The following is an 18,131-nucleotide window of genomic DNA, read 5'->3' on the forward strand; positions in this document are numbered from 1 at the left end:
GCATGAAAATTGATCTGAGCGGGAAACTGGCGATTGTCAGTGGCAGCACTGCTGGAATTGGCCTGGGCATCAGCAAGGCGCTGGCCGAATCGGGGGCGACGGTGGTGGTAATCGGCCGGGATACCGCCAAGGTCGAGCAGGCCCTGGCAAGCATCCGTCAGAGCGTGCCGGGCGCGCGGTTGCGTGGCCTGACGGCCGACCTCGGCACCGCAGAAGGCGCAGAGCAGTTGTTCGCCGCCGAGCCGCGGGCGGACATCCTGGTGAACAATCTGGGGATCTTCAACGAAGTGGATTTCTTCGACGCGCCGGACAGTGAATGGACGCGCTTCTATGAGGTCAACGTGATTTCCGGCGTGCGCCTGTCCCGGCATTATGTGCCGGACATGGTCAAGCAAGGTTGGGGGCGGGTGATTTTCCTGTCTTCGGAATCCGGGGTGGCGACGCCGGCGGACATGATCAACTACGGCGTGACCAAAAGCGCCAACCTCGCGGTGTCCCATGGCCTGGCCAAGCGGCTGGCGGGCACAGGGGTAACGGTGAACGCTATTTTGCCCGGCCCGACGTTCACCGATGGCCTGGAGCAGATGCTCAAGGACGCCACCGCCAAGTCCGGTCGCAGTGCCCGGGATGAAGCTGACGCCTTTGTGCGCAAGGCGCGCCCGACTTCGATCATCCAGCGAGTGGCGGATGTCGAGGAAGTGGCGAATCTGGTGGCGTATATTGCTTCGCCATTGTCGTCGGCCACCACCGGTGCCGCTTTGCGGGTCGATGGCGGTGTCGTCGACAGCATGGCGATCTGAATTTTTAATGGATCGATTGAGAGAGAAAACATACATGGCAACTGCATCAGCGTTCATCGATATCCCGGCCTCGGCCGACCAGGTTTGGCAATTGATTGGCGGCTTCAATTCGCTGCCGGAGTGGCTGCCGTTCATTCCCAAAAGCGAGCTGAGCGAAGGCGGGCGCGTGCGCACCCTGCAAACCTCGGACGGCGCCGTGGTGGTTGAGCGGCTTGAGTCGTTTGATAACGCCGGGAAGACTTACAGCTATTCGATTCTGCAGGCGCCGTTTCCGGCGAAGGATTATCTGGCGACTATCCGTGTTGAACCCCTGGGCGAGGTGGCAAGGGTGACGTGGTCGGGGCAGTTCACGCCGGTGGGCGTGACCGAGGCAGAAGTGGTGGAGCTGTTTACTGGGATTTATCAGGGCGGGGTGGAGGCCTTGCGCAGCAATTACCCCGCGTAAACGCCGTACCTGTAGGAGCCCGGCTTGCCGGCGATGCGATCTTGCGGACGCCATCGCTGGCAAGCCAGGCTCCTACAGGTGATCGGGGTGTACGCGGGATTTGGGCTCGGCACACATCCGTAGGAGCCCGGCTTGCCGGCGATGCGATCTTGCGGATGCCATCGCTGGCAAGCCAGGCTCCTACGGTTGATCGGGGTGTATGCAGGAATTGGGCTCGGCACACATCCGTAGGAGCCCGGCTTGCCGGCGATGGCGATCTTGCGGGCGGTAGCATCAGCTTTGGGCAATGAGGTTTTGCCTGCACTCCAGCACCAACCGCGCGCCACCTAGTTCGCTTTCACCGACCTCAAGCGTGAAGCCATGCAGGCTGACAATCGCGGCGACGATCGATAGACCCAGACCAAATCCGCTTTGCTGATTGCCGCCTTCGGCGCGATAGAAGCGCCGGAACACCGCTTCTCGCTCCGCCAGCGCAATGCCAGGGCCAGAGTCGAGCACTTCGATTCGCGTATGCCCACCCGCATCGATCCCGCGCAAGATTACCTGGCCACCCGGCGGCGTGAACTTGATCGAGTTGCTCAACAGATTGGCCACCGCCTCGAACAACAACGCCCGATCGCCATTCAGCGGTGGCAACGCATCCGGCAGCTGCAGCGTGAATCGCAATTCGCCTTCTTCCGCCAGCGGCAGGTAAAAATCATGTAGCTCCTGCAGCATTGGCACCGGGTCCAGCAGCACAAAACCGGAGCGTCGCTGGCGGTCTTCCAGCTCGGAAATGCGCAATAAACCACGAAAGCGGGCCATCAGGGTATCCGCTTCACCCAGCACTGAATCAAGCTGGGCGGCCAGCGGTGAGCCGTCGCCCGCCTGTTGCTGAATCCGGTAAAGCTGCGCCCGCAGGCGGGTCAGGGGCGTGCGCAGGTCATGGGCGATGTTGTCACAGACGCCCTTGACCTCGTTCATCAGGCGCTCGATGCGTTCAAGCATGGCGTTGACGATGGCCGCTAGCATGTCCAGTTCGTCGCGGCGGTTGGACAGCGGCAGGCGGCGGGTCAGGTCGCCGGCGACGATCGCCTCGGCGCTCGCCTGGATTGCGCGAATCCGCCGCAGGGGGCGGCGGCGCAACAGGTGCCAGCCAGCGATGCCCGGAACAATGGTCAGGGTCACTCCCCAGAACAGCGCGTGCAGGATGATCCGGGTCACCGCGAACAGCGAGCCGTTGTCGCGCACCAGGATCAGCCAGCGACCATCCAGGGTCTGGGTGGCCACCGCGTCACAGCTGTCGGCGGGCAGGCTCGGGTCATCGGAATCGGCGCAGTCGCCGAGCATGTGAATCTTGCCGTCCAGGGCCAGGCCTTTGGGGATGTGGTCCAGGGCGCCACTGAGGTAACGGTGCTGATCGTCGAACAGGCCATAGGCGTCGATGCCGCGGATGTCGAAAGTCATGCTGACGGCGAGGGCATCGAGCAATTGCTGGCCCTGGAAATGTGAGAACAGGTGCTGGCGTTGCAACAGCGAATGTTTGGCCAGGTTGTCGAGGTAGGCGGACACCTCGTAATACATCACCCCCATCAGAATCCCGCTCCAGATCACGAACAGCGAACTGTAGAGCGCCAGCAGCCGGCTGCTGGAGGACCGCCAGCCGTTAGAGGGGTTCGGCAATGACATAACCCGAGCCTCGCACGGTCCGAATTAGTGGGGCATTGCCGGGTGGGTCGATCTTTTTGCGCAGGCGGCCGATGTGCACGTCGATAAGGTTAGTGCCCGGGTCGAAGTGATAACCCCAAACCTCCTCGAAGATCATCATGCGCGAAAGGATCTGCCCGGTATTGCGCATCAGGAATTCGAGCAATTTGTATTCGGTGGGCAGCAATGTCAGCAGTTGGCCGTCGCGGCTGGCTTCGTGGCTGATCAGGTTCAACTCCAGGTCCGCCACCCGCAGCGTGGTCACCTGGGCGGTCACCGTGTTCTGCCGGCGCAGCAGCACTTCCACCCGGGCCGCCATTTCATCGGTGGCAAAGGGCTTGGTCAGGTAATCGTCGCCGCCGGCGCGCAACCCGCGAACCCGCTCATCGACGTCGGAGAGGGCGCTGATCATCAGGATAGGCGTGGCCACTCCCATGGTGCGCAAGGTGGTGACGATCGCCAGGCCATCCAGCTCGGGCAACATACGATCGAGAGTAATCAGGTCGTAGTCGCCACTGACTGCCCGCGCCAGACCTTCACGGCCGTTGTCTACCCAGTCCACGTCGAGGCCGTGGCTGCTGAGTTCGGCGACGATTTCCCGGGCGGTCACTGCGTCGTCTTCGATGGTCAAGATTCGGGTCATTGGCGGGCCTGATTGGGATTCACAACGGTGGGACACATTTTGCCAACAAAACCGCTGGTTCTTTCTAAATAAAAATTCATTCGGCGATGCAATGCATAAAACCCGCTGATATCAGCGTTTCGTTGCATTTTGCATGGTTTTCGCAAGTTCAATTTTTATAAATCTTTGAAATATATAGAGTTATTCAAATCATCGGTTTGGCACGCCGACTGCAATTATTCAGGCAGCTACTTGTAACAACATCTTTCCTGCCTGGAGCGACACAATAATGAATAGATCCTCGGATGGTTTCTATCCTGCCGCAGAAGAATCAAACGCGCGGTCGGGCGTTTCCTGGGGTGCGATTTTCGCCGGTGCCGCTGCAGCGGCAGCGTTGTCGCTGATCCTGGTATTGCTTGGCTTCGGTCTCGGTTTTTCGGCAGTTTCCCCCTGGGCCAATGAAGGCGTGAGCGCCAAGGGCCTGGGCATTTCCACGATAGTCTGGCTGGCGTTTACGCAAATCGTCGCATCGGGTCTGGGTGGCTATATTGCCGGTCGCCTGCGGGTCAAATGGGCCAACATGCACGGTGATGAAGTGTATTTCCGTGACACCGCTCACGGCTTCCTCTCCTGGTGTGTCGCCACACTGGTTGCAGCCACTCTAGTAGTCGGCTCGGTCAGCAGCATCATCAGTGGCGGCGTACAAGCCGGTGCCAGCGCTATTGGCGGTGCCGCCAGCGTTGCTACTCAGGCCGCAGGTTCTGCAGCTGGTAATACCGACAGTGATCAGTACGGCTATTTCATCGACAGCCTGTTTCGTGACGACCGTCCAGCCGCCGTCAGCGATGACGCCGCCCGTGGCACCGTTACCCGCATCTTCGTACGCAGCCTGAACGACGGCCAACTTGCCGCCGAGGACCGTACCTACCTTGCGCAACTGGTTGCCCAGCGCACCAACCTGACCCAGGCCGATGCCGAACGTCGCGTTGACGAAGTGTATGCCCGCACCCAGAAAGCCGTAGCTGACGCCAAGCAGGCCGCCAAGGAAGCTGCCGACACCGCTGCCAAAGTGGCTGCAACTACCACCTTGTGGATGTTCGTTGCGCTGCTGATCGGTGCCTTCTTCGCCAGCTTCGCTGCAACCTTCGGCGGTCGTCGTCGGGATGCGGTGGTGTATGTCGAATCTGACGCCTACGTCACCACTACTAACTCTATTCGTTAAACCAGGAGAAACCTCATGCGCTCATTACTGTTGTTCTTTCTCGGTGTACCGATCCCGATCATCATCCTGATCGCCCTGTTTATGCACTGATAGACCTGGAGCTGGTGCTCCTGCCGCTTCTGCCTCTGGTAGAAGCGGCTTTTTTGTTTATGCGCAGCTCATTCAATCGGCGTGTCGAGGAATTCTTCCAACTGCTCGGCGTACGCGGTGAACTGACTGATCCGCGGGAATTGCCCGGCATTTATCTGTTCTGGCACTACCAGCTTGGAGAAGCTCCAGGCCACCGCCACGCTGATGCCGGCTTGGTCGATCGAACCATCGGTGTTTAATGGCGCAAACTCCAGCTCGCGCTCAAGCGCCGAATAAGCCGCCGCCAGTTGTCCTTCAACCCGTTCCACCCAAGGCTCGAACTGGATTTCGGCCGGCCGCAGGTTGCGCTCGTAATAAAGCTGAACGGATTTTTCGCAGGCTGCCAGTGCCAGGCCAGTCAGGCGCAGCGCCCGCAAGCGTTGCGCGAGTTCACTGGGCATCAGCGACTTGCCCGGGCCGGCCAGCGCCTCCAGGTAGTCGATGATCAGCGTCGAATCAATCAGTACATCGCCGTTGTCCAGCACCAGGGTCGGTGCCTTCACCACGGGATTGATCTGCTGGAACTGCTCGAAGTGACGAAACACCGACACCGACTGATGTTCCAGGGCGATGCCCAGGCACTTGGCGGAAATGGCGACGCGCCGCACATAAGGCGAATCCAGCATTCCGATCAACTTCATAGATATTCTCCTTGGGGATGGCCATTGCCGACGCTCAACCTTAGCTCAGGTTCGGCGCGGTGCAATAGATGAAGCGGTGGGCCGCCGTTTGTCCTCTATATACAGCCACTGGATTGAATTTCTTGCTATAAACGCACTCCGATAACCACTGCAACGACTGCCGCAGAGCATTTTCGGGGTCTTGTCGGACAAATTCACTGTCTTTTCAGTTGCTGAGGCCTCAAGTCGGCCTTAGACTGCCGCCCCTCGTAAATTGAGTGCCGGGTGGCGCTTGGAATAAATGGCGCCTTTGCGTTGGCCTTCCGAGGCCCAGCGGAACGCTCCCTAATTCGCCTTAATGCACGTTTTTTTATAGAGATATCAATGACAAAGGACAAGTTGCTGGCCATGCCGGCGGATGACTACATGAATGCCGAGCAACATGCTTTTTTCTCCGAGCTGTTGCAGAACATGAAAGTCGAAACCCACGAGCGCATCGAACAGAACCGCATCGCCATCGAGAGCCTGGACACCCCAGCCGATCCGGCCGATGCTGCTTCCGTTGAAGAAGAGCGTACCTGGTTGGTCAACGCGATCGATCGCGACCAGCGCATGCTGCCTCAGTTGGAACAAGCCCTGGAGCGCATCAAGGAAGACAGCTTCGGCTGGTGCGATGACAGCGGCGAGGCCATCGGCCTCAAGCGTCTGCTGATCAGCCCGACCACCAAGTACTGCATCGAAGCGCAAGAGCGTCACGAACAGATCGACAAGCACCAGCGTCAGGCCTGATTTAGTTTCGTAGCGCCCCCATCGCGGGCAAGCCTTGCTCCCACAGGTCCCATGCGGACTATGCAGGAGCCAGGCTTGCCCGCGATGCTTTTGCACGTCTGCAGAAAACCTCACACGCTTCTATTGATCTGCTGCAAGACCCACGACTAATGGACCATGGATAATGGCCATGTAGTGGCGTTAAATGCGGATACAACAATTAGAAGATACGTGGGGTGACGAAGATGACGAGAGACGGATCTCTGGTTGGGCCAGTGCCGGCAGCAGTACCGGCGACACGCAACCGCTGGCTTACGCCGACGTTGCAAAGCGTGGCGCTGCTGCTCCTGCTATGGGGCATCTCGCTGGGAGGCTGGTCGCTGGCTGTCGGCCTGCCGCTGGCCATGCTGATTGTCTGGCTGCCGCGCCTGCGCCAGCGCACCGCTGTTGAGCTGCCTGGCGACCAGTGCGACGGCATCGCCGAGTTGACCCGCGATCTTTCCTACGCCACCAGCCACAATGCGCTGTCAGCCGCGGGAGTCGCGTACTCGGTCAAGCAATTGGCCGACCGTCTGCAGTCGCAATTGGGTGCTGCCGCGCAAATCGTCAGCAGCGCCGAGGTGCTGATCGCCACCGAACAAGTCACCTCACAGCTCAGCCAGCAAGCCCTGGGCGCCGCCAGCGAGGCGCATCACAGCAGCGCGGCCGGGCGTTCGCAGCTGGTCGAATCGATCACGCGCATGCACCAGCTCAGCCAGCGCGCCAGCAGCAGCCGGGAAATGATCGAAGCCTTGAGCCTGCGCAGTGACGATATCCAGCGGGTCACGCTGGTCATCCAGTCCATCGCCAGCCAGACCAATCTGCTGGCCTTGAACGCGGCCATCGAAGCGGCCCGTGCGGGTGAACACGGCCGTGGTTTTGCGGTGGTCGCCGATGAAGTGCGCGGCCTGGCTGCACGCACCGCGACGGCCACCGGTGAAGTCGGTGAAATGGTCGCCGACATCCAGCAACGCACCGCGCAGGTGGTGGAGCAGATTCGTCAGTTGTCCAGCGACCTCGACCAGGGTGTCGAGCAGGTCGAGCAAACCGGCCAGCACCTGGAGAACATTGCGCGGCTGGCGGCGGGAGTCGAGAATCAGGTAGGCGAGATCGCCCAGGGCGCGGCGACCAATCGCGAGCAACTGGACAGCCTGTTTCACGCCATCGAGCAAATGCGCAGCGATCTGGCGGTCAGCGACCAGCAGACCCGGCGCCTGGCCCTGGCGGCGGTGCAAATGGAAGGGCAGGCCGAAACCATCAGTGAGCGCCTCGCCGAAGTTGGCCTGGACGACTACCACCAACGCATCTACGACCTTGCCCTTGAAGGCGCAAGCCAGATCACGGCGCGTTTCGAGGCTGACATTGACCAGGGGAAAATCAGCCTTGATGACCTGTTCGATCGCAGCTACCAGGCAATCCCGAACACTGATCCGGCAAAATTCCATACCCGTTTCGATCGTTATACCGACCAGACATTGCCGACCATTCAGGAGCCACTGCTGGCGCGTCACGAAGGCCTGGTGTTCGCCATCGCCTGCACCCAGCAAGGTTACGTGCCGACCCACAACAAAATATTCAGCCAGCCTTTAACCGGCGATGCGCAGATGGACGCGCTGCACAATCGCACCAAGCGCAAGTTTGCCGATCGCACGGGAATTCGCTGTGGCAGCCACCAGCAACCGGTGCTCCTGCAAACCTACACCCGCGACACTGGCGAATTGATGCACGATCTCTCGGTGCCGATCCTGCTCAAAGGGCGTCATTGGGGTGGTTTGCGCCTGGGCTATAAACCAGAGAGCCCGCGCTGACCGGGCGGCCATTGTTACCGGTTCGGCAACGAAGCTGTGCAGCGGCGTTGCTGTTTCCTCGCAAGGAAACTCATTAACCTGACGATATCGTTAGGCGGCTAATGAATTGAGCGAGGCAATATGCAAAGCAAAGTGGATGTCGCGGTGATGATTGGCAGCGCGGTGCCTTCGAATCTGCGGGCGATGGGGCAAAGCGTGTGCTGGGTGGTCCTGCTCAACGGAGAGCGGCGCGGGACGGCATTTGCCAGTCGTAATGAAGCCCAGGAGTGCAAGGCTGCCTGGTTGGCGCAATTGAGCGCCGCCCAACCTGGCAGCCTGCATTGAGTGCGCTGCTTAGTGAACCTGGTGCATGCGCAGGTTGAGGTCGTCGACCACCCGCGCCCAGTCAGCATCCTCACGCAATTGTTCTTTGAGGAAACCGGCCTGCTGCGGAGTCCAGAAATCGGCGTCGATGAGTTTCTTGTCGTCGGGGAGGGGGGAGTGGCTGGCGATGAAGTCGTCGATAGCCTTCTCGCTGGAATCCAGGCCTAGTTGGTCAAACAGGCCTTTCAAATCATGTGTAGGTGCATCCATGTTGATCTCCTTGAGTGTCGCGTCGAGTGCGAGTGCTGAAGTACGGCTCATTGCATCTGAGGCGGCCGCGCTCCAGGAGTTCGATAGCGATGTTCGAAAGCAGGGCAAGCATAGACTGCAAACTGATTTTCAGGCTTTTAACGCGCCTTCGTCGACCGCGAGTTTGAGTGCCTTGGCTGCTTCCTTGGCGGCGGTGGCGGCAACGTCGGCAGTCTTGAACCAGCGGTCTTTTTCGACCTGGTGAAAGGTGACAGTGGTCAGCGGCGGTTTGGCACGCATGATGATGACTGCCTGGAATTCGCCTTCGACTTCCCTGACGTCGCCCCGGATAAAAAATTCGCCGATATCAAATTCCGTCACGTCGCAGCCTTCCCTTGAGAATATTCTGTTGTTTTAGAACGTCGCCCGCCGGTGGGGCGACTTTCATTGGTCGGGCAGTATGGCAGCAGTTGCCTGCCGGCGGCTGAGATAAGTCGCCGGCATGACGAAACGCCTGTCGAAGAAAATGGAGGGAACGCTCAGCGGCGTGATTCAAGTGAACGGGCGAGGGCGCAGGCTTCATTATGGTTGGCGCGGAAACCTCTTACATGACCAGTGGAAATTTCTTTGATATGGAAAAAGGCACTTCCGGCCAGAACCACCTGGAAGCGTGGCTCTTCAGGGCCGGAAGGCTGCTCGTGAAAGTCGGCAAAACTTGGCCGATTGAGGGCCTGCAGGTGATTGGAAGAGGGGTGAAACTGTTGGCTGAAGTGTGTTTGTGTGCACATATGAAGTCCTTTTCGTGGGTTAACCGACGTCTGTACGTCGTTATGGGTAGTCTCCAAGAGCTTCGCTGCTCTAGAATCACCCGCAGTGCCGGGCGTCCGCGCCTATCTAAAGCAATTTTTGCCTGGCGATCTGTCGGAAAAGTGCTTTTTTCAAAGGGATTTTTCCCTAAAGTTGATAGTCCGTTTTCTCCGGCGTAAAAAAAGGCGTTTTCCTTCAAGTCTTGAAGAACGCCAGGCAGGACGACGTGGGTGGTATTCCATTATTCTGCTCGTCCGGGAATTCAACTCGGTTCATGTGTCATTTCGGCATTGCCGCTATTTTCTGCCGTGCGCCAGTTTCGCGTGCGGCGTCATTTCAGATGTGGGGATGTTTCCTTGGCAGTAAGTAATCTCGATATGCATGCTTTGTTCGTGCTGGGTGATCTGCGCGCAAAGCTGGTTAAACAATTTCAATCACGTTTCGTTTACATCACCGAACAAAACGCCGAAGGCATCTACATTGCCGAAATCGACACCGAAGAGTCGCTGGTCGTCGATGACAAACCAGGCCTCAAGCTCAAGGTCGGCGATCACTTCAGCGCCTCTGTGCTGCCCAGTCGCGAAGGCGGCAAACTGGATATCAAGTTTCGCGAAATCAAACTGACCGTTTACGGCTTGGGCGATTACGCGTTCGTGACCACGGCTGATGGCCACGGCATCGTGTTCAAGGAAGGCCATAGCGTGGTGATGGTGTTTGCCGCTAACCAGCAGTTGCAGGAAGGTTTGACCAAGACGCTCAAGGCTGTCACCGCCAAGGCCGCCAAGTGGCGCAAGGGTGAACTGGTGACCTTCAAGGCCAGCGAGTAATCGGTCGCTGCTGCAGGAAATTTCCTAATATTGATTCATGCCCCTCGAAAACAGGAACCTCTACTACAGTCAGTGGACTGAGTATTTTGAGGCTTGCGGTCTTCTGCCCGGCCATCCTGCTATTGCTGTGAACAGCACGAGGTGCAAAGCATGAAAGGATTACGACGGTTGCTGGCCGCTGTCCTGGCCACTGGCGCATTGTTCGTTTCATCCGGTCCGGTGGCTGCTGCCCAGGCGCCCATCCATTTCGCCGACCTGAACTGGGAAAGTGGCAGCCTGATCACCGATATCCTGCGGATCATTGTCGAGAAGGGCTACGGGCTGCCTACCGATACGTTGCCAGGGACCACCATCACCTTGGAAACCGCGCTGGCCAACAACGATATCCAAGTGATCGGTGAGGAATGGGCCGGGCGCAGTCCGGTCTGGGTCAAGGCTGAGGCCGAAGGCAAGGTGGTGAGCCTGGGCGATACGGTCAAAGGTGCGACTGAAGGTTGGTGGGTGCCGGAGTATGTGATCAAGGGCGATCCGGCCAAGGGCATCAAGGCCGTGGCGCCAGACCTGCGCAGCGTCAGCGACCTGCCCAAGTACAAGGACGTGTTCAGCGATCCGGAATCCCCCGGCAAGGGCCGTTTTCTCAACAGCCCGATCGGCTGGACTTCCGAGGTGGTCAACAAACAGAAGCTCAAGGCCTATGGGCTGGACGACAGCTACGTGAACTTTCGCAGCGGCTCCGGGGCGGCCCTGGATGCCGAGATCAGTTCTTCTATTCGTCGGGGCAAGCCGATCCTGTTCTATTACTGGTCGCCTACGCCGTTGCTCGGACGCTTCAAGTTGATCCAACTGGAAGAACCGCCGTTCAATGCCGAAGCCTGGAAGACCCTCACCGACGCCGACAATCCAAACCCACAGCCGACCCGTTCGCTGGCCTCGAAGCTGTCGATCGGCGTGTCCACCCCATTCCAGAAGCAATACCCGCAGATTGCCGAGTTTTTCAGCAAGGTCGATTTCCCGATCGATCCGTTAAACAAGGCGTTGGCTGATATGAGCGAAAAACACACGGCGCCGCGTCAGGCCGCCGAAGCGTTCATGAAGGCGCATCCGCAGGTGTGGCAGGCCTGGGTGCCCAAGGATGTCGCCGCCAAAGTGGCTGCCGAGTTGAAGTGAGTTTGGGCCTGCCCTTACATAATCGTGCGGGGAGGTTCATCCTGCGCCGACATTTCACGCTGGAAGTTTGACTATGAGCCTGGTAATTGCGCAATGGATGGCTGCCATCTTCCTCCTGATCAGCCTGGTCCACCTGTACTGGGCGGCAGGTGGCAAGTTGGGCAGCGAGGCCGCAGTGCCGCGAGTGCCGGAGGAGGGCGCCCAAGGCTCCAGGCCGGCCTTCAAGCCTTCAGGGTTCGCCACGCTGCTGGTGGCGGTCGGCCTGTTGCTGATAGCGATGCTGGTGTGCCTGCGGGTCGGCCTGTACCTGCCGACGGTACATCACTGGTCGCTGCAATGGGTGATCAGTGCCATTGCGATGCTGATGTTCGCCCGGGCGATCGGCGATTCGAACCTGGTGGGGTTTTTCAAGCAGGTAAAGAATTCGCAATTTGCCCGCCTGGATACCTGGGCGTATTCGCCGTTGTGTGTGGTGCTGGGGGCGGGGTTGCTGGCAGTGGCATGGATCTGAGCAGTGGCCCGCGGCTCAACTCCCGCTTTCCATGCTCCGGCTACTGACCTCGGCAGGCACGTCATCCCCGGCCATGCGCTTGCGAAACAATGCTGCCCGAGCCAGCAGCAAGGTGGTGACCGGCACCGTCAGCGCCAGCAGGATCGGGATCAGCCAGGCGTGCAGCACGGGCGCCGACTTGAGCGCCGAGAAGTAGATGATCGAGGCCAGCGCCACGCTCCAGGCGCCTAGTGTCGAAGCCAGTGCTGGCGGATGCATGCGCTGGAAATAATCCTTCATGCGCAGCAGCCCGACGGCCCCGACCAGCGCAAACAGGCTGCTGAGCACCAGCAGGATCGCCACCGGCACTTCAATCCACAAAGACAGTTCCGCGTTCATTCGATCACCTCGCCGCGCAGGAGGAATTTCGCCAGGGCAAATGAGCCGACGAAGCCGAACAGCGCGATCAGCAGCGCTGCCTCGAAGTAGGTGTCACTGGCATACCGGATCCCGAGGGTGAGCATCATCAGCATCGCCACGATGTACAGGTAGTCCAGCGCCAGTACCCGGTCTTGTGCCGAAGGGCCCTTGAACAGCCGGATCAGGGTCAGGACCATGGCCAGCGAGAAGATGAACAGGCTCAGCAGGATCGCATTCGATAGCAACGGGCTCATTCGAAGATCTCCATCAGGGGGCGTTCGTAGGTCGCCTTGAAGTGCTCGATGAACAGCGCTTCGTCATCCAGGTCGAACACATGCAGCAGTAGAATGCTGCGGTCCAGCGCCAACTCCGACCAGACGGTGCCGGGGACCACCGTGGTGATCATCGACAAAGCCGCCAGGCCATTGGCGTCGCGCAGGTCCAGCGGCACCTTGATGAAGCGCGAGCGCGGCGGTCGGCGGCCGGCATTGAGCACGCTCCAGGCGACTGCCAGATTGGATACCACCACGTCACGACCCACCAGCAGGAACAGGCGCAGGATCACCCCGGGCCGGCGAATGCGCACCGGCAGTGGCCGCAACTTGCGCATCATCAGCGGTGCGCAGACGCCGAGAATCGCGCCCAGCAGCACATTACCCGGGCTGATCGACAGGTTCAGCGCCAGCCACAAGACCCACAGGGCCAGCGTCAGCCAGGGTGCAGGAAACAGGCGTTTCATGGGCGCACCTCCGCAATCGCCGCTTTTGCTTCGGGGCTGGGCACGGCGCGAGTGCCGAGCACCGCCATCACGTACTGCTGGGGATTGTTCAGGGCGTCTGCCGCGGCCTGGGTGTAGCGCAGCAGCGGCTCGGCCTTGAAGGTCAGCGCTATGCTCAGACCGAGCAACGCGAAGATCGGCACGCATTCAAAACGCCGCAGTAGCGGTGAAGGGCGCTCCTCCGGCGTCCAGAAACGTTGGATGCCCAGGCGCGAGAAGGCGATCAGCGATGTCAGCCCCGAGATGATCAGCAGTGCCAGCAGGCCCCACGCGGCATTCGACACCGGTTCGTCGCTGCCACTGCCCAGGCCCATGGGGTTGAGCAGGGCGTGCAGCAAGCCGAGCTTGCCGATAAACCCCGAAAGCGGCGGCATGCCGATGATCAGCAGGGAGCAGGCGATAAAGCTCAGGCCCAGGAAGGCCATGGTCCAGGGAATGACCTGGCCGACTACGGCTTTCTGTTCATCATCGAGGTTGATGCCTTTGGCCGGCTGCAGGGATTCCATGGGCCGTGGCAGCAAGTCGCCGTCATCGAACAGCGGTATTTCATTGGCCGAGCGCGAACGTTCGATCAACTCCGCCAGCAGGAACAGGGCGCTTAGCGCCAGGGTCGAGCTGACCAGGTAGAACAGCGCCGCGCCAATCAGCTTGGGCTGGGCGAAGCCAATGGACGCCAGCAGAATCCCTGCCGACACCAGGATGCTCAGGCTGGCCAGGCGTTCCAGGCGCTGGGCGGCAATGATCGCCACCGCCGCGCAGACAATGGTCGCCATGCCGCCGTAGATCAGCCAGTCGCCGCCAAAATACGCCGACGCCCCGGCTTGCCCGGAAAACAGCAGGGTCCACAGGCGCAGCAAGGTGTAGACGCCGACCTTGGTCATGATCGCAAACATCGCCGCCACTGGGGCGCTGGCGGCGGAATAGGCCGGGACCAGCCAGAAATTCAGCGGCCACATGCCGGCCTTGGCCAGAAACGCCACCGCCAGAATCGCCGCGCCGGCGTGCAACAAGCCGCGATCGGCCTCTGGCACCAGGGGGATTTTCAGCGCCAGGTCGGCCATGTTGAGGGTGCCGGTGACCCCGTAGATCAGCGCCGCGCCAATCAGGAACAACGACGAGGCCAGTAGGTTGATCGAAATGTAATGCAAGCCGGCCGAGACTCGAGAGCGTCCCGAGCCGTGCAGCATCAGCCCGTAGGAGGCGGCCAGCAGCACTTCGAAGAACACGAACAGGTTGAACAGGTCGGCGGTCAGGAACGCGCCATACAGCCCCATCATCTGGATCTGGAACAGCGCGTGGAAGCTCGACCCGGCACCATCCCAGCGGGCCATCGCAAACAGCAGGGCGCTGACGCCGATGATCCCGGTCAGTACCAGCATCATTGCCGAGAGCCGATCGACCACCAGTACGATGCCGAAGGGTGCCTGCCAGTTACCCGGCAGGTACACGCCGATGGAACCGGGAATGCCGGTCTGCATGGTCCATTGCAGCAACAGGACGGCAATGCCCAGGCCCACCAGGCTGGAGAACAGGTTGATCCTGGCCTTCAGCGGGCGGTGTTTTTCCCCGAGCATCAGCATCACCGCAGCGGTCAGCAGCGGCAGCAAAATGGGTGCGGCGATCAGGTGCGGCATCAGGTTCATTCCTTAGGCTCCCGGCCGTCCACATGGTCGGTTCCGGTCAGGCCCCGGGAAGCCAGCAGCACCACCAGGAACAGTGCGGTCATGGCGAAGCTGATGACGATGGCGGTCAGCACCAGCGCTTGCGGCAATGGGTCGGTGTAGTGCAGCAGGTCCTGGGGCACGCCGTCCTTGATGATCGGTTCCTTGCCGATGAACAGGCTGCCCATGCTGAAGATGAACAGGTTGACGCCGTAGGACAGCAGGCACAGGCCCATGACCACCTGGAACGTTCGCGGTCGCAGGATCAGCCACACACCGGAGGCAGCCAGGACGCCGATGGCGATTGCGATGACTTCTTCCATCAGACGGCTCCTTTACTGGCGACGGATTTGGGCAGGGCCGCAGTCTTGTGTCCACGGACCGACTGGTGGGCGAGGGCGGTGAGGATCAGCAAGGTCGAACCCACGACCACCGAGTACACGCCAATGTCGAAGAACAGGGCGCTGGCGATGTGGATGGCGCCGAACACCGGCAGGTCGAAATGCCAGGTATGGGTGGTCAGGAATGGATACCCGACGGCCATTGCCCCAAGCCCGGTGACCGTGGCGAACAACAGCCCGGTGCCCATCCAGCGCAGTGGCCGCAGGCTCATTTGCGCCTCGACCCACTGGGTCCCGGCGACCATGTATTGCAGGATGAACGCGACCGACATCACCAGCCCGGCCACGAACCCGCCACCGGGCTGGTTGTGGCCGCGCATGAACAGGTAGATCGACACTACGAAGGCGATCGGCAGCAGCAGGCGCACCAGCACCGCCGGCACCATCATAAAGCCCAGGGCGGTGTCGCTGGCCTGGCGCGGGTTGACCAGGTCGGTCACCACGTCGGGCGCCAGCAGGCGCTGCTGAGCCGGCAATTGCAGGCTTTCTTTCGGTGGGCGGAAGCGTCGCAACAGGGCGAATACGGTCAGCGCCACGGCGGCCAGCACGGTGATTTCTCCAAGGGTGTCGAAGCCGCGGAAATCCACCAGCATCACGTTGACCACGTTGCTGCCGCCGCCTTCGGGCAAGGCGCGGCTGAGGTAGAACGAGGAGATGTCGTTGGGCGTCTGGCGCGTCAGCATGGCGTAGGACAACAGCGCCATGCCGCCACCGACGGCGGTCGACAACAGCAAGTCGCGCAGGCGCCGGATGCGTGCCTTGCGCAAGGTGCTTGGCAAGGGCGAGACCTCTTCGATCCGCCGCGGCAGCCAGCGCAGGCCGAGCAGGATCAGGACCGTGGTCACCACTTCGACCACCAGTTGCGTCAGGGCCAGGTCCGGCGCGGAGAACCAGACGAAGGTGATACAGGTCATCAGGCCACAAACGCTGACCATGGTCAGGGCTGCCAACCGGTGATACTTGGCCTGCCAGGCGGCGCCCAGGGCACAGGCGATCGCCAGAAGCCAGAGGGTGACGAATACCGCCGAGCCAGGAATTTTCGGCCGGTCGCCCCAGGTCAGGCTGCCGTGCAGCATCGGGATCAGGCCGACCAGCACGGCGGCGAGCACCACCAGGAACAGCTGGGTCTGCAGGCGCTTGGTGCTGATCCGCCGCTCCAGGCGTCGCGCCAGGCGCATCATCACCACCAGGCTGCGTTCGAACTGGCGCTTGCCGTTGAAGCGACCAATCAGCGGCGGGTACTTGAAGCGTCCGCGCTTGAGCTGGTTGCGCAGCAGCAGGTAGAGAACGATGCCGCCGGTCATGGCAATCAGGCTCATGATCATCGGCGCATTCCAGCCGTGCCAGATGGCCAGGCTGTATTCCGGCAAAACGCCGCCGACCACGGGCAGCGCAGCGGCGGCCAGCAGTGGCCCCACGACCTGAGCCGGGAAAATCCCAACGACCAGGCAGGCGAACACCAGCAATTCAACCGGCGCCCGCATCCAGCGTGGCGGCTCGTGCGGGGTGTGGGGCAGGTCGGTGGCAGTCGGGCCGAAGAACACGTCGGCGGTAAAACGCAGCGAGTAGGCGACGCTGAAAGTCCCGGCAATGGTCGCGACGATCGGCAAGGTCATTTCGACCCAGGCCGTGGCATTGATGAATACGGTTTCGGCGAAGAACATCTCTTTTGACAGGAAACCGTTAAGCAGCGGCACGCCGGCCATGGAGGCGCTGGCAACCATGGCCAGCGTGGCGGTGTAGGGGATCAGTCGGATCAGGCCACTGAGCTTGCGAATGTCGCGGGTGCCACTTTCGTGGTCGATGATCCCGGCGGCCATGAACAGCGACGCCTTGAAGGTGGCGTGGTTGAGGATGTGAAACACCGCAGCCACAGCGGCCAGCGGGCTGTTCAGGCCCAGCAGCAGGGTGATCAGGCCCAGGTGGCTGATGGTCGAGTAGGCCAACAGACCCTTGAGGTCGTTCTGGAACATTGCGCAGTACGCGCCCAGCAACAGGGTGCAGGCTCCGGCGCCGCTGACGATGTAGAACCATTCTTCACTGCCGGACAATGACGGCCAGAGTCGCGCCAGCAGGAACACCCCGGCCTTGACCATGGTCGCCGAGTGCAGATAGGCCGAGACCGGAGTCGGTGCCGCCATGGCATGGGGCAGCCAGAAGTGAAAGGGGAATTGCGCGCTTTTGCTCAGGGCGCCGATCAGGATCAGGGGAAGCAGAACAGGATAAAGGGCATGTGCGCGAATCAGCTCGCCGGCGGCCAGGACCTTGTCCAGGTCATAGCTGCCAACCACATGGCCAAGCAGGATAACCCCCGCCAGCAGGCACAAACCGCCGGCGCCCGTGACCATCAGCGCCATGTAGGCGCCGCGTCGCGCATCGGCGCGGTGGTGCCAATAGCCGATCAGCAGGAATGAAAAGAGGCTGGTCAGCTCCCAGAAGAACACGATCTGGATCAGGTTGCCGGAGATCACGAGCCCGAGCATGGCGCCCATGAACGCCAGGAAAAACGCGAAGAAGCGCGGTACCGGATCGTCCGGTGACATGTAGTAACGAGCGTACAGCGAGACCAGGGTGCCGATGCCCAGCACCAGCATGGAGAACAGCCAGGCGAAGCCGTCCATGCGCAGGACGAAGTTCAGCCCAAGGCTGGGCAGCCAGAAAAACTCCTCGCGAATCACGCCGCCGTCGGCGATTTGCGGGTACAGCAAGCCGACCTGGATGGTGCCTATGAGAGCGACCAGGCCAGCGAGCAATGATTCGGTGTTACGCGCGTTGTGCGGCAGCATGGCCGCCACACAGCTGCCGATAAAGGGCAGAAGCAGTAGAACTATCAGGGACATAGGCTTCTAATCTGCGGAGGTTTGTGAAGCATCATACGTGCCAGTCCGC

At 60.7% G+C, this 18,131-nt stretch carries 21 protein-coding genes; 9 read left to right on the forward strand and 12 right to left on the reverse strand.

What is annotated here, in order from left to right; translation table 11 throughout:
* Positions 1 to 2: 2 nt before the first annotated feature.
* Both ORL50_RS16170 and ORL50_RS16175 read left to right on the forward strand, forming a co-directional pair.
* The gene (locus tag ORL50_RS16170; protein ID WP_266016412.1) at positions 3 to 800 is read left to right on the forward strand and encodes an SDR family NAD(P)-dependent oxidoreductase; all 798 of its coding nucleotides are present in this window, start codon (positions 3 to 5) and stop codon (positions 798 to 800) included.
* 34 nt (positions 801 to 834) lie between these two features.
* Positions 835 to 1,245, forward strand: coding sequence for an SRPBCC family protein (locus ORL50_RS16175; protein ID WP_266016413.1), 411 nt, complete (start codon positions 835 to 837; stop codon positions 1,243 to 1,245).
* Positions 1,246 to 1,518: 273 nt separating this feature from the next.
* Here the strand turns inward: ORL50_RS16175 and ORL50_RS16180 are convergent, their stop codons facing one another.
* Together ORL50_RS16180 and ORL50_RS16185 are read right to left on the reverse strand one after the other, a co-directional pair.
* Positions 1,519 to 2,913 (reverse strand): sensor histidine kinase, encoded by a 1,395-nt coding sequence (locus ORL50_RS16180; RefSeq protein WP_266016414.1) that lies wholly within the window; start codon positions 2,911 to 2,913, stop codon positions 1,519 to 1,521.
* Positions 2,891 to 3,574, reverse strand: coding sequence for a response regulator transcription factor (locus tag ORL50_RS16185; protein WP_266016415.1), 684 nt, complete (start codon positions 3,572 to 3,574; stop codon positions 2,891 to 2,893). Before ORL50_RS16185 ends, ORL50_RS16180 begins: the two co-directional genes overlap by 23 nt.
* A 268-nt stretch (positions 3,575 to 3,842) precedes the next feature.
* Here ORL50_RS16185 and ORL50_RS16190 point away from each other — a divergent pair, with 268 nt between their 5' ends.
* The gene (locus ORL50_RS16190) at positions 3,843 to 4,775 is read left to right on the forward strand and encodes a hypothetical protein (protein ID WP_266016416.1); all 933 of its coding nucleotides are present in this window, start codon (positions 3,843 to 3,845) and stop codon (positions 4,773 to 4,775) included.
* A 158-nt stretch (positions 4,776 to 4,933) separates the two neighbouring features.
* Here ORL50_RS16190 and ORL50_RS16195 read toward each other — a convergent pair whose 3' ends face one another.
* The gene (locus ORL50_RS16195) at positions 4,934 to 5,545 is read right to left on the reverse strand and encodes a glutathione S-transferase (protein ID WP_266016417.1); all 612 of its coding nucleotides are present in this window, start codon (positions 5,543 to 5,545) and stop codon (positions 4,934 to 4,936) included.
* A 363-nt stretch (positions 5,546 to 5,908) separates the two neighbouring features.
* On the opposite strand from ORL50_RS16195, the gene ORL50_RS16200 reads away from it, so the two are divergent.
* The 3 genes from ORL50_RS16200 (at position 5,909) to ORL50_RS16210 (ending at position 8,463) form a co-directional block, all read left to right on the forward strand.
* Positions 5,909 to 6,313 carry a TraR/DksA family transcriptional regulator gene (locus tag ORL50_RS16200; RefSeq protein WP_007907888.1) on the forward strand — a complete coding sequence of 135 codons (405 nt, stop codon included), beginning with the start codon at positions 5,909 to 5,911 and terminating at the stop codon, positions 6,311 to 6,313.
* A 383-nt stretch (positions 6,314 to 6,696) separates the two neighbouring features.
* Positions 6,697 to 8,139 (forward strand): methyl-accepting chemotaxis protein, encoded by a 1,443-nt coding sequence (locus ORL50_RS16205; protein WP_416236033.1) that lies wholly within the window; start codon positions 6,697 to 6,699, stop codon positions 8,137 to 8,139.
* A gap of 120 nt (positions 8,140 to 8,259) precedes the next feature.
* Positions 8,260 to 8,463 carry a hypothetical protein gene (locus ORL50_RS16210; RefSeq protein ID WP_266016419.1) on the forward strand — a complete coding sequence of 68 codons (204 nt, stop codon included), beginning with the start codon at positions 8,260 to 8,262 and terminating at the stop codon, positions 8,461 to 8,463.
* Positions 8,464 to 8,472: 9 nt separating this feature from the next.
* Here the strand turns inward: ORL50_RS16210 and ORL50_RS16215 are convergent, their stop codons facing one another.
* The 3 genes from ORL50_RS16215 to ORL50_RS16225 all read right to left on the reverse strand — a co-directional run bounded on the left by ORL50_RS16215 (position 8,473) and on the right by ORL50_RS16225 (position 9,479).
* Positions 8,473 to 8,712, reverse strand: a complete 240-nt coding sequence (locus ORL50_RS16215) for a DUF2789 domain-containing protein (protein WP_266016420.1) — start codon at positions 8,710 to 8,712, stop codon at positions 8,473 to 8,475.
* 129 nt (positions 8,713 to 8,841) lie between these two features.
* On the reverse strand, positions 8,842 to 9,072 hold the full coding sequence (locus ORL50_RS16220) for a hypothetical protein (protein ID WP_266016421.1): 231 nt from the start codon (positions 9,070 to 9,072) through the stop codon (positions 8,842 to 8,844).
* A gap of 158 nt (positions 9,073 to 9,230) precedes the next feature.
* On the reverse strand, positions 9,231 to 9,479 hold the full coding sequence (locus ORL50_RS16225) for a hypothetical protein (protein WP_266016513.1): 249 nt from the start codon (positions 9,477 to 9,479) through the stop codon (positions 9,231 to 9,233).
* A gap of 375 nt (positions 9,480 to 9,854) precedes the next feature.
* On the opposite strand from ORL50_RS16225, the gene ORL50_RS16230 reads away from it, so the two are divergent.
* The 3 genes from ORL50_RS16230 to ORL50_RS16240 all read left to right on the forward strand — a co-directional run bounded on the left by ORL50_RS16230 (position 9,855) and on the right by ORL50_RS16240 (position 12,003).
* On the forward strand, positions 9,855 to 10,325 hold the full coding sequence (locus ORL50_RS16230; RefSeq protein ID WP_266016422.1) for a hypothetical protein: 471 nt from the start codon (positions 9,855 to 9,857) through the stop codon (positions 10,323 to 10,325).
* Between the two features lie 150 nt (positions 10,326 to 10,475).
* Positions 10,476 to 11,492 carry an ABC transporter substrate-binding protein gene (locus ORL50_RS16235; protein ID WP_266016423.1) on the forward strand — a complete coding sequence of 339 codons (1,017 nt, stop codon included), beginning with the start codon at positions 10,476 to 10,478 and terminating at the stop codon, positions 11,490 to 11,492.
* A gap of 73 nt (positions 11,493 to 11,565) precedes the next feature.
* Positions 11,566 to 12,003 carry a DUF3995 domain-containing protein gene (locus ORL50_RS16240; protein WP_266016424.1) on the forward strand — a complete coding sequence of 146 codons (438 nt, stop codon included), beginning with the start codon at positions 11,566 to 11,568 and terminating at the stop codon, positions 12,001 to 12,003.
* Between the two features lie 15 nt (positions 12,004 to 12,018).
* On the opposite strand, the gene ORL50_RS16245 is transcribed toward ORL50_RS16240, so the two are convergent.
* Genes ORL50_RS16245 through ORL50_RS16270 form a run of 6 tightly spaced genes read right to left on the reverse strand, consistent with a single transcriptional unit; the run spans position 12,019 to position 18,082 of the window.
* Positions 12,019 to 12,381 carry a Na+/H+ antiporter subunit G gene (locus tag ORL50_RS16245; protein ID WP_266016425.1) on the reverse strand — a complete coding sequence of 121 codons (363 nt, stop codon included), beginning with the start codon at positions 12,379 to 12,381 and terminating at the stop codon, positions 12,019 to 12,021.
* Complete coding sequence (locus tag ORL50_RS16250) at positions 12,378 to 12,656, reverse strand: K+/H+ antiporter subunit F (protein WP_045060409.1); 279 nt, start codon at positions 12,654 to 12,656, stop codon at positions 12,378 to 12,380. Before ORL50_RS16250 ends, ORL50_RS16245 begins: the two co-directional genes overlap by 4 nt.
* Entirely contained in the window at positions 12,653 to 13,141 is a 489-nt protein-coding gene (locus ORL50_RS16255; protein ID WP_266016427.1) for a Na+/H+ antiporter subunit E, read from the reverse strand. Before ORL50_RS16255 ends, ORL50_RS16250 begins: the two co-directional genes overlap by 4 nt.
* Entirely contained in the window at positions 13,138 to 14,823 is a 1,686-nt protein-coding gene (locus ORL50_RS16260; protein ID WP_266016428.1) for a monovalent cation/H+ antiporter subunit D, read from the reverse strand. The genes ORL50_RS16255 and ORL50_RS16260 overlap by 4 nt, the downstream gene beginning before the upstream one ends.
* Complete coding sequence (locus ORL50_RS16265) at positions 14,820 to 15,164, reverse strand: Na+/H+ antiporter subunit C (RefSeq protein ID WP_007986256.1); 345 nt, start codon at positions 15,162 to 15,164, stop codon at positions 14,820 to 14,822. The genes ORL50_RS16260 and ORL50_RS16265 overlap by 4 nt, the downstream gene beginning before the upstream one ends.
* Positions 15,164 to 18,082, reverse strand: a complete 2,919-nt coding sequence (locus ORL50_RS16270) for a monovalent cation/H+ antiporter subunit A (RefSeq protein ID WP_266016432.1) — start codon at positions 18,080 to 18,082, stop codon at positions 15,164 to 15,166. Before ORL50_RS16270 ends, ORL50_RS16265 begins: the two co-directional genes overlap by 1 nt.
* Positions 18,083 to 18,131 lie beyond the last annotated feature (49 nt).

Source organism: Pseudomonas sp. RIT-562, assembly GCF_026241895.1.
GTDB lineage: Bacteria > Pseudomonadota > Gammaproteobacteria > Pseudomonadales > Pseudomonadaceae > Aquipseudomonas > Aquipseudomonas mandelii_F.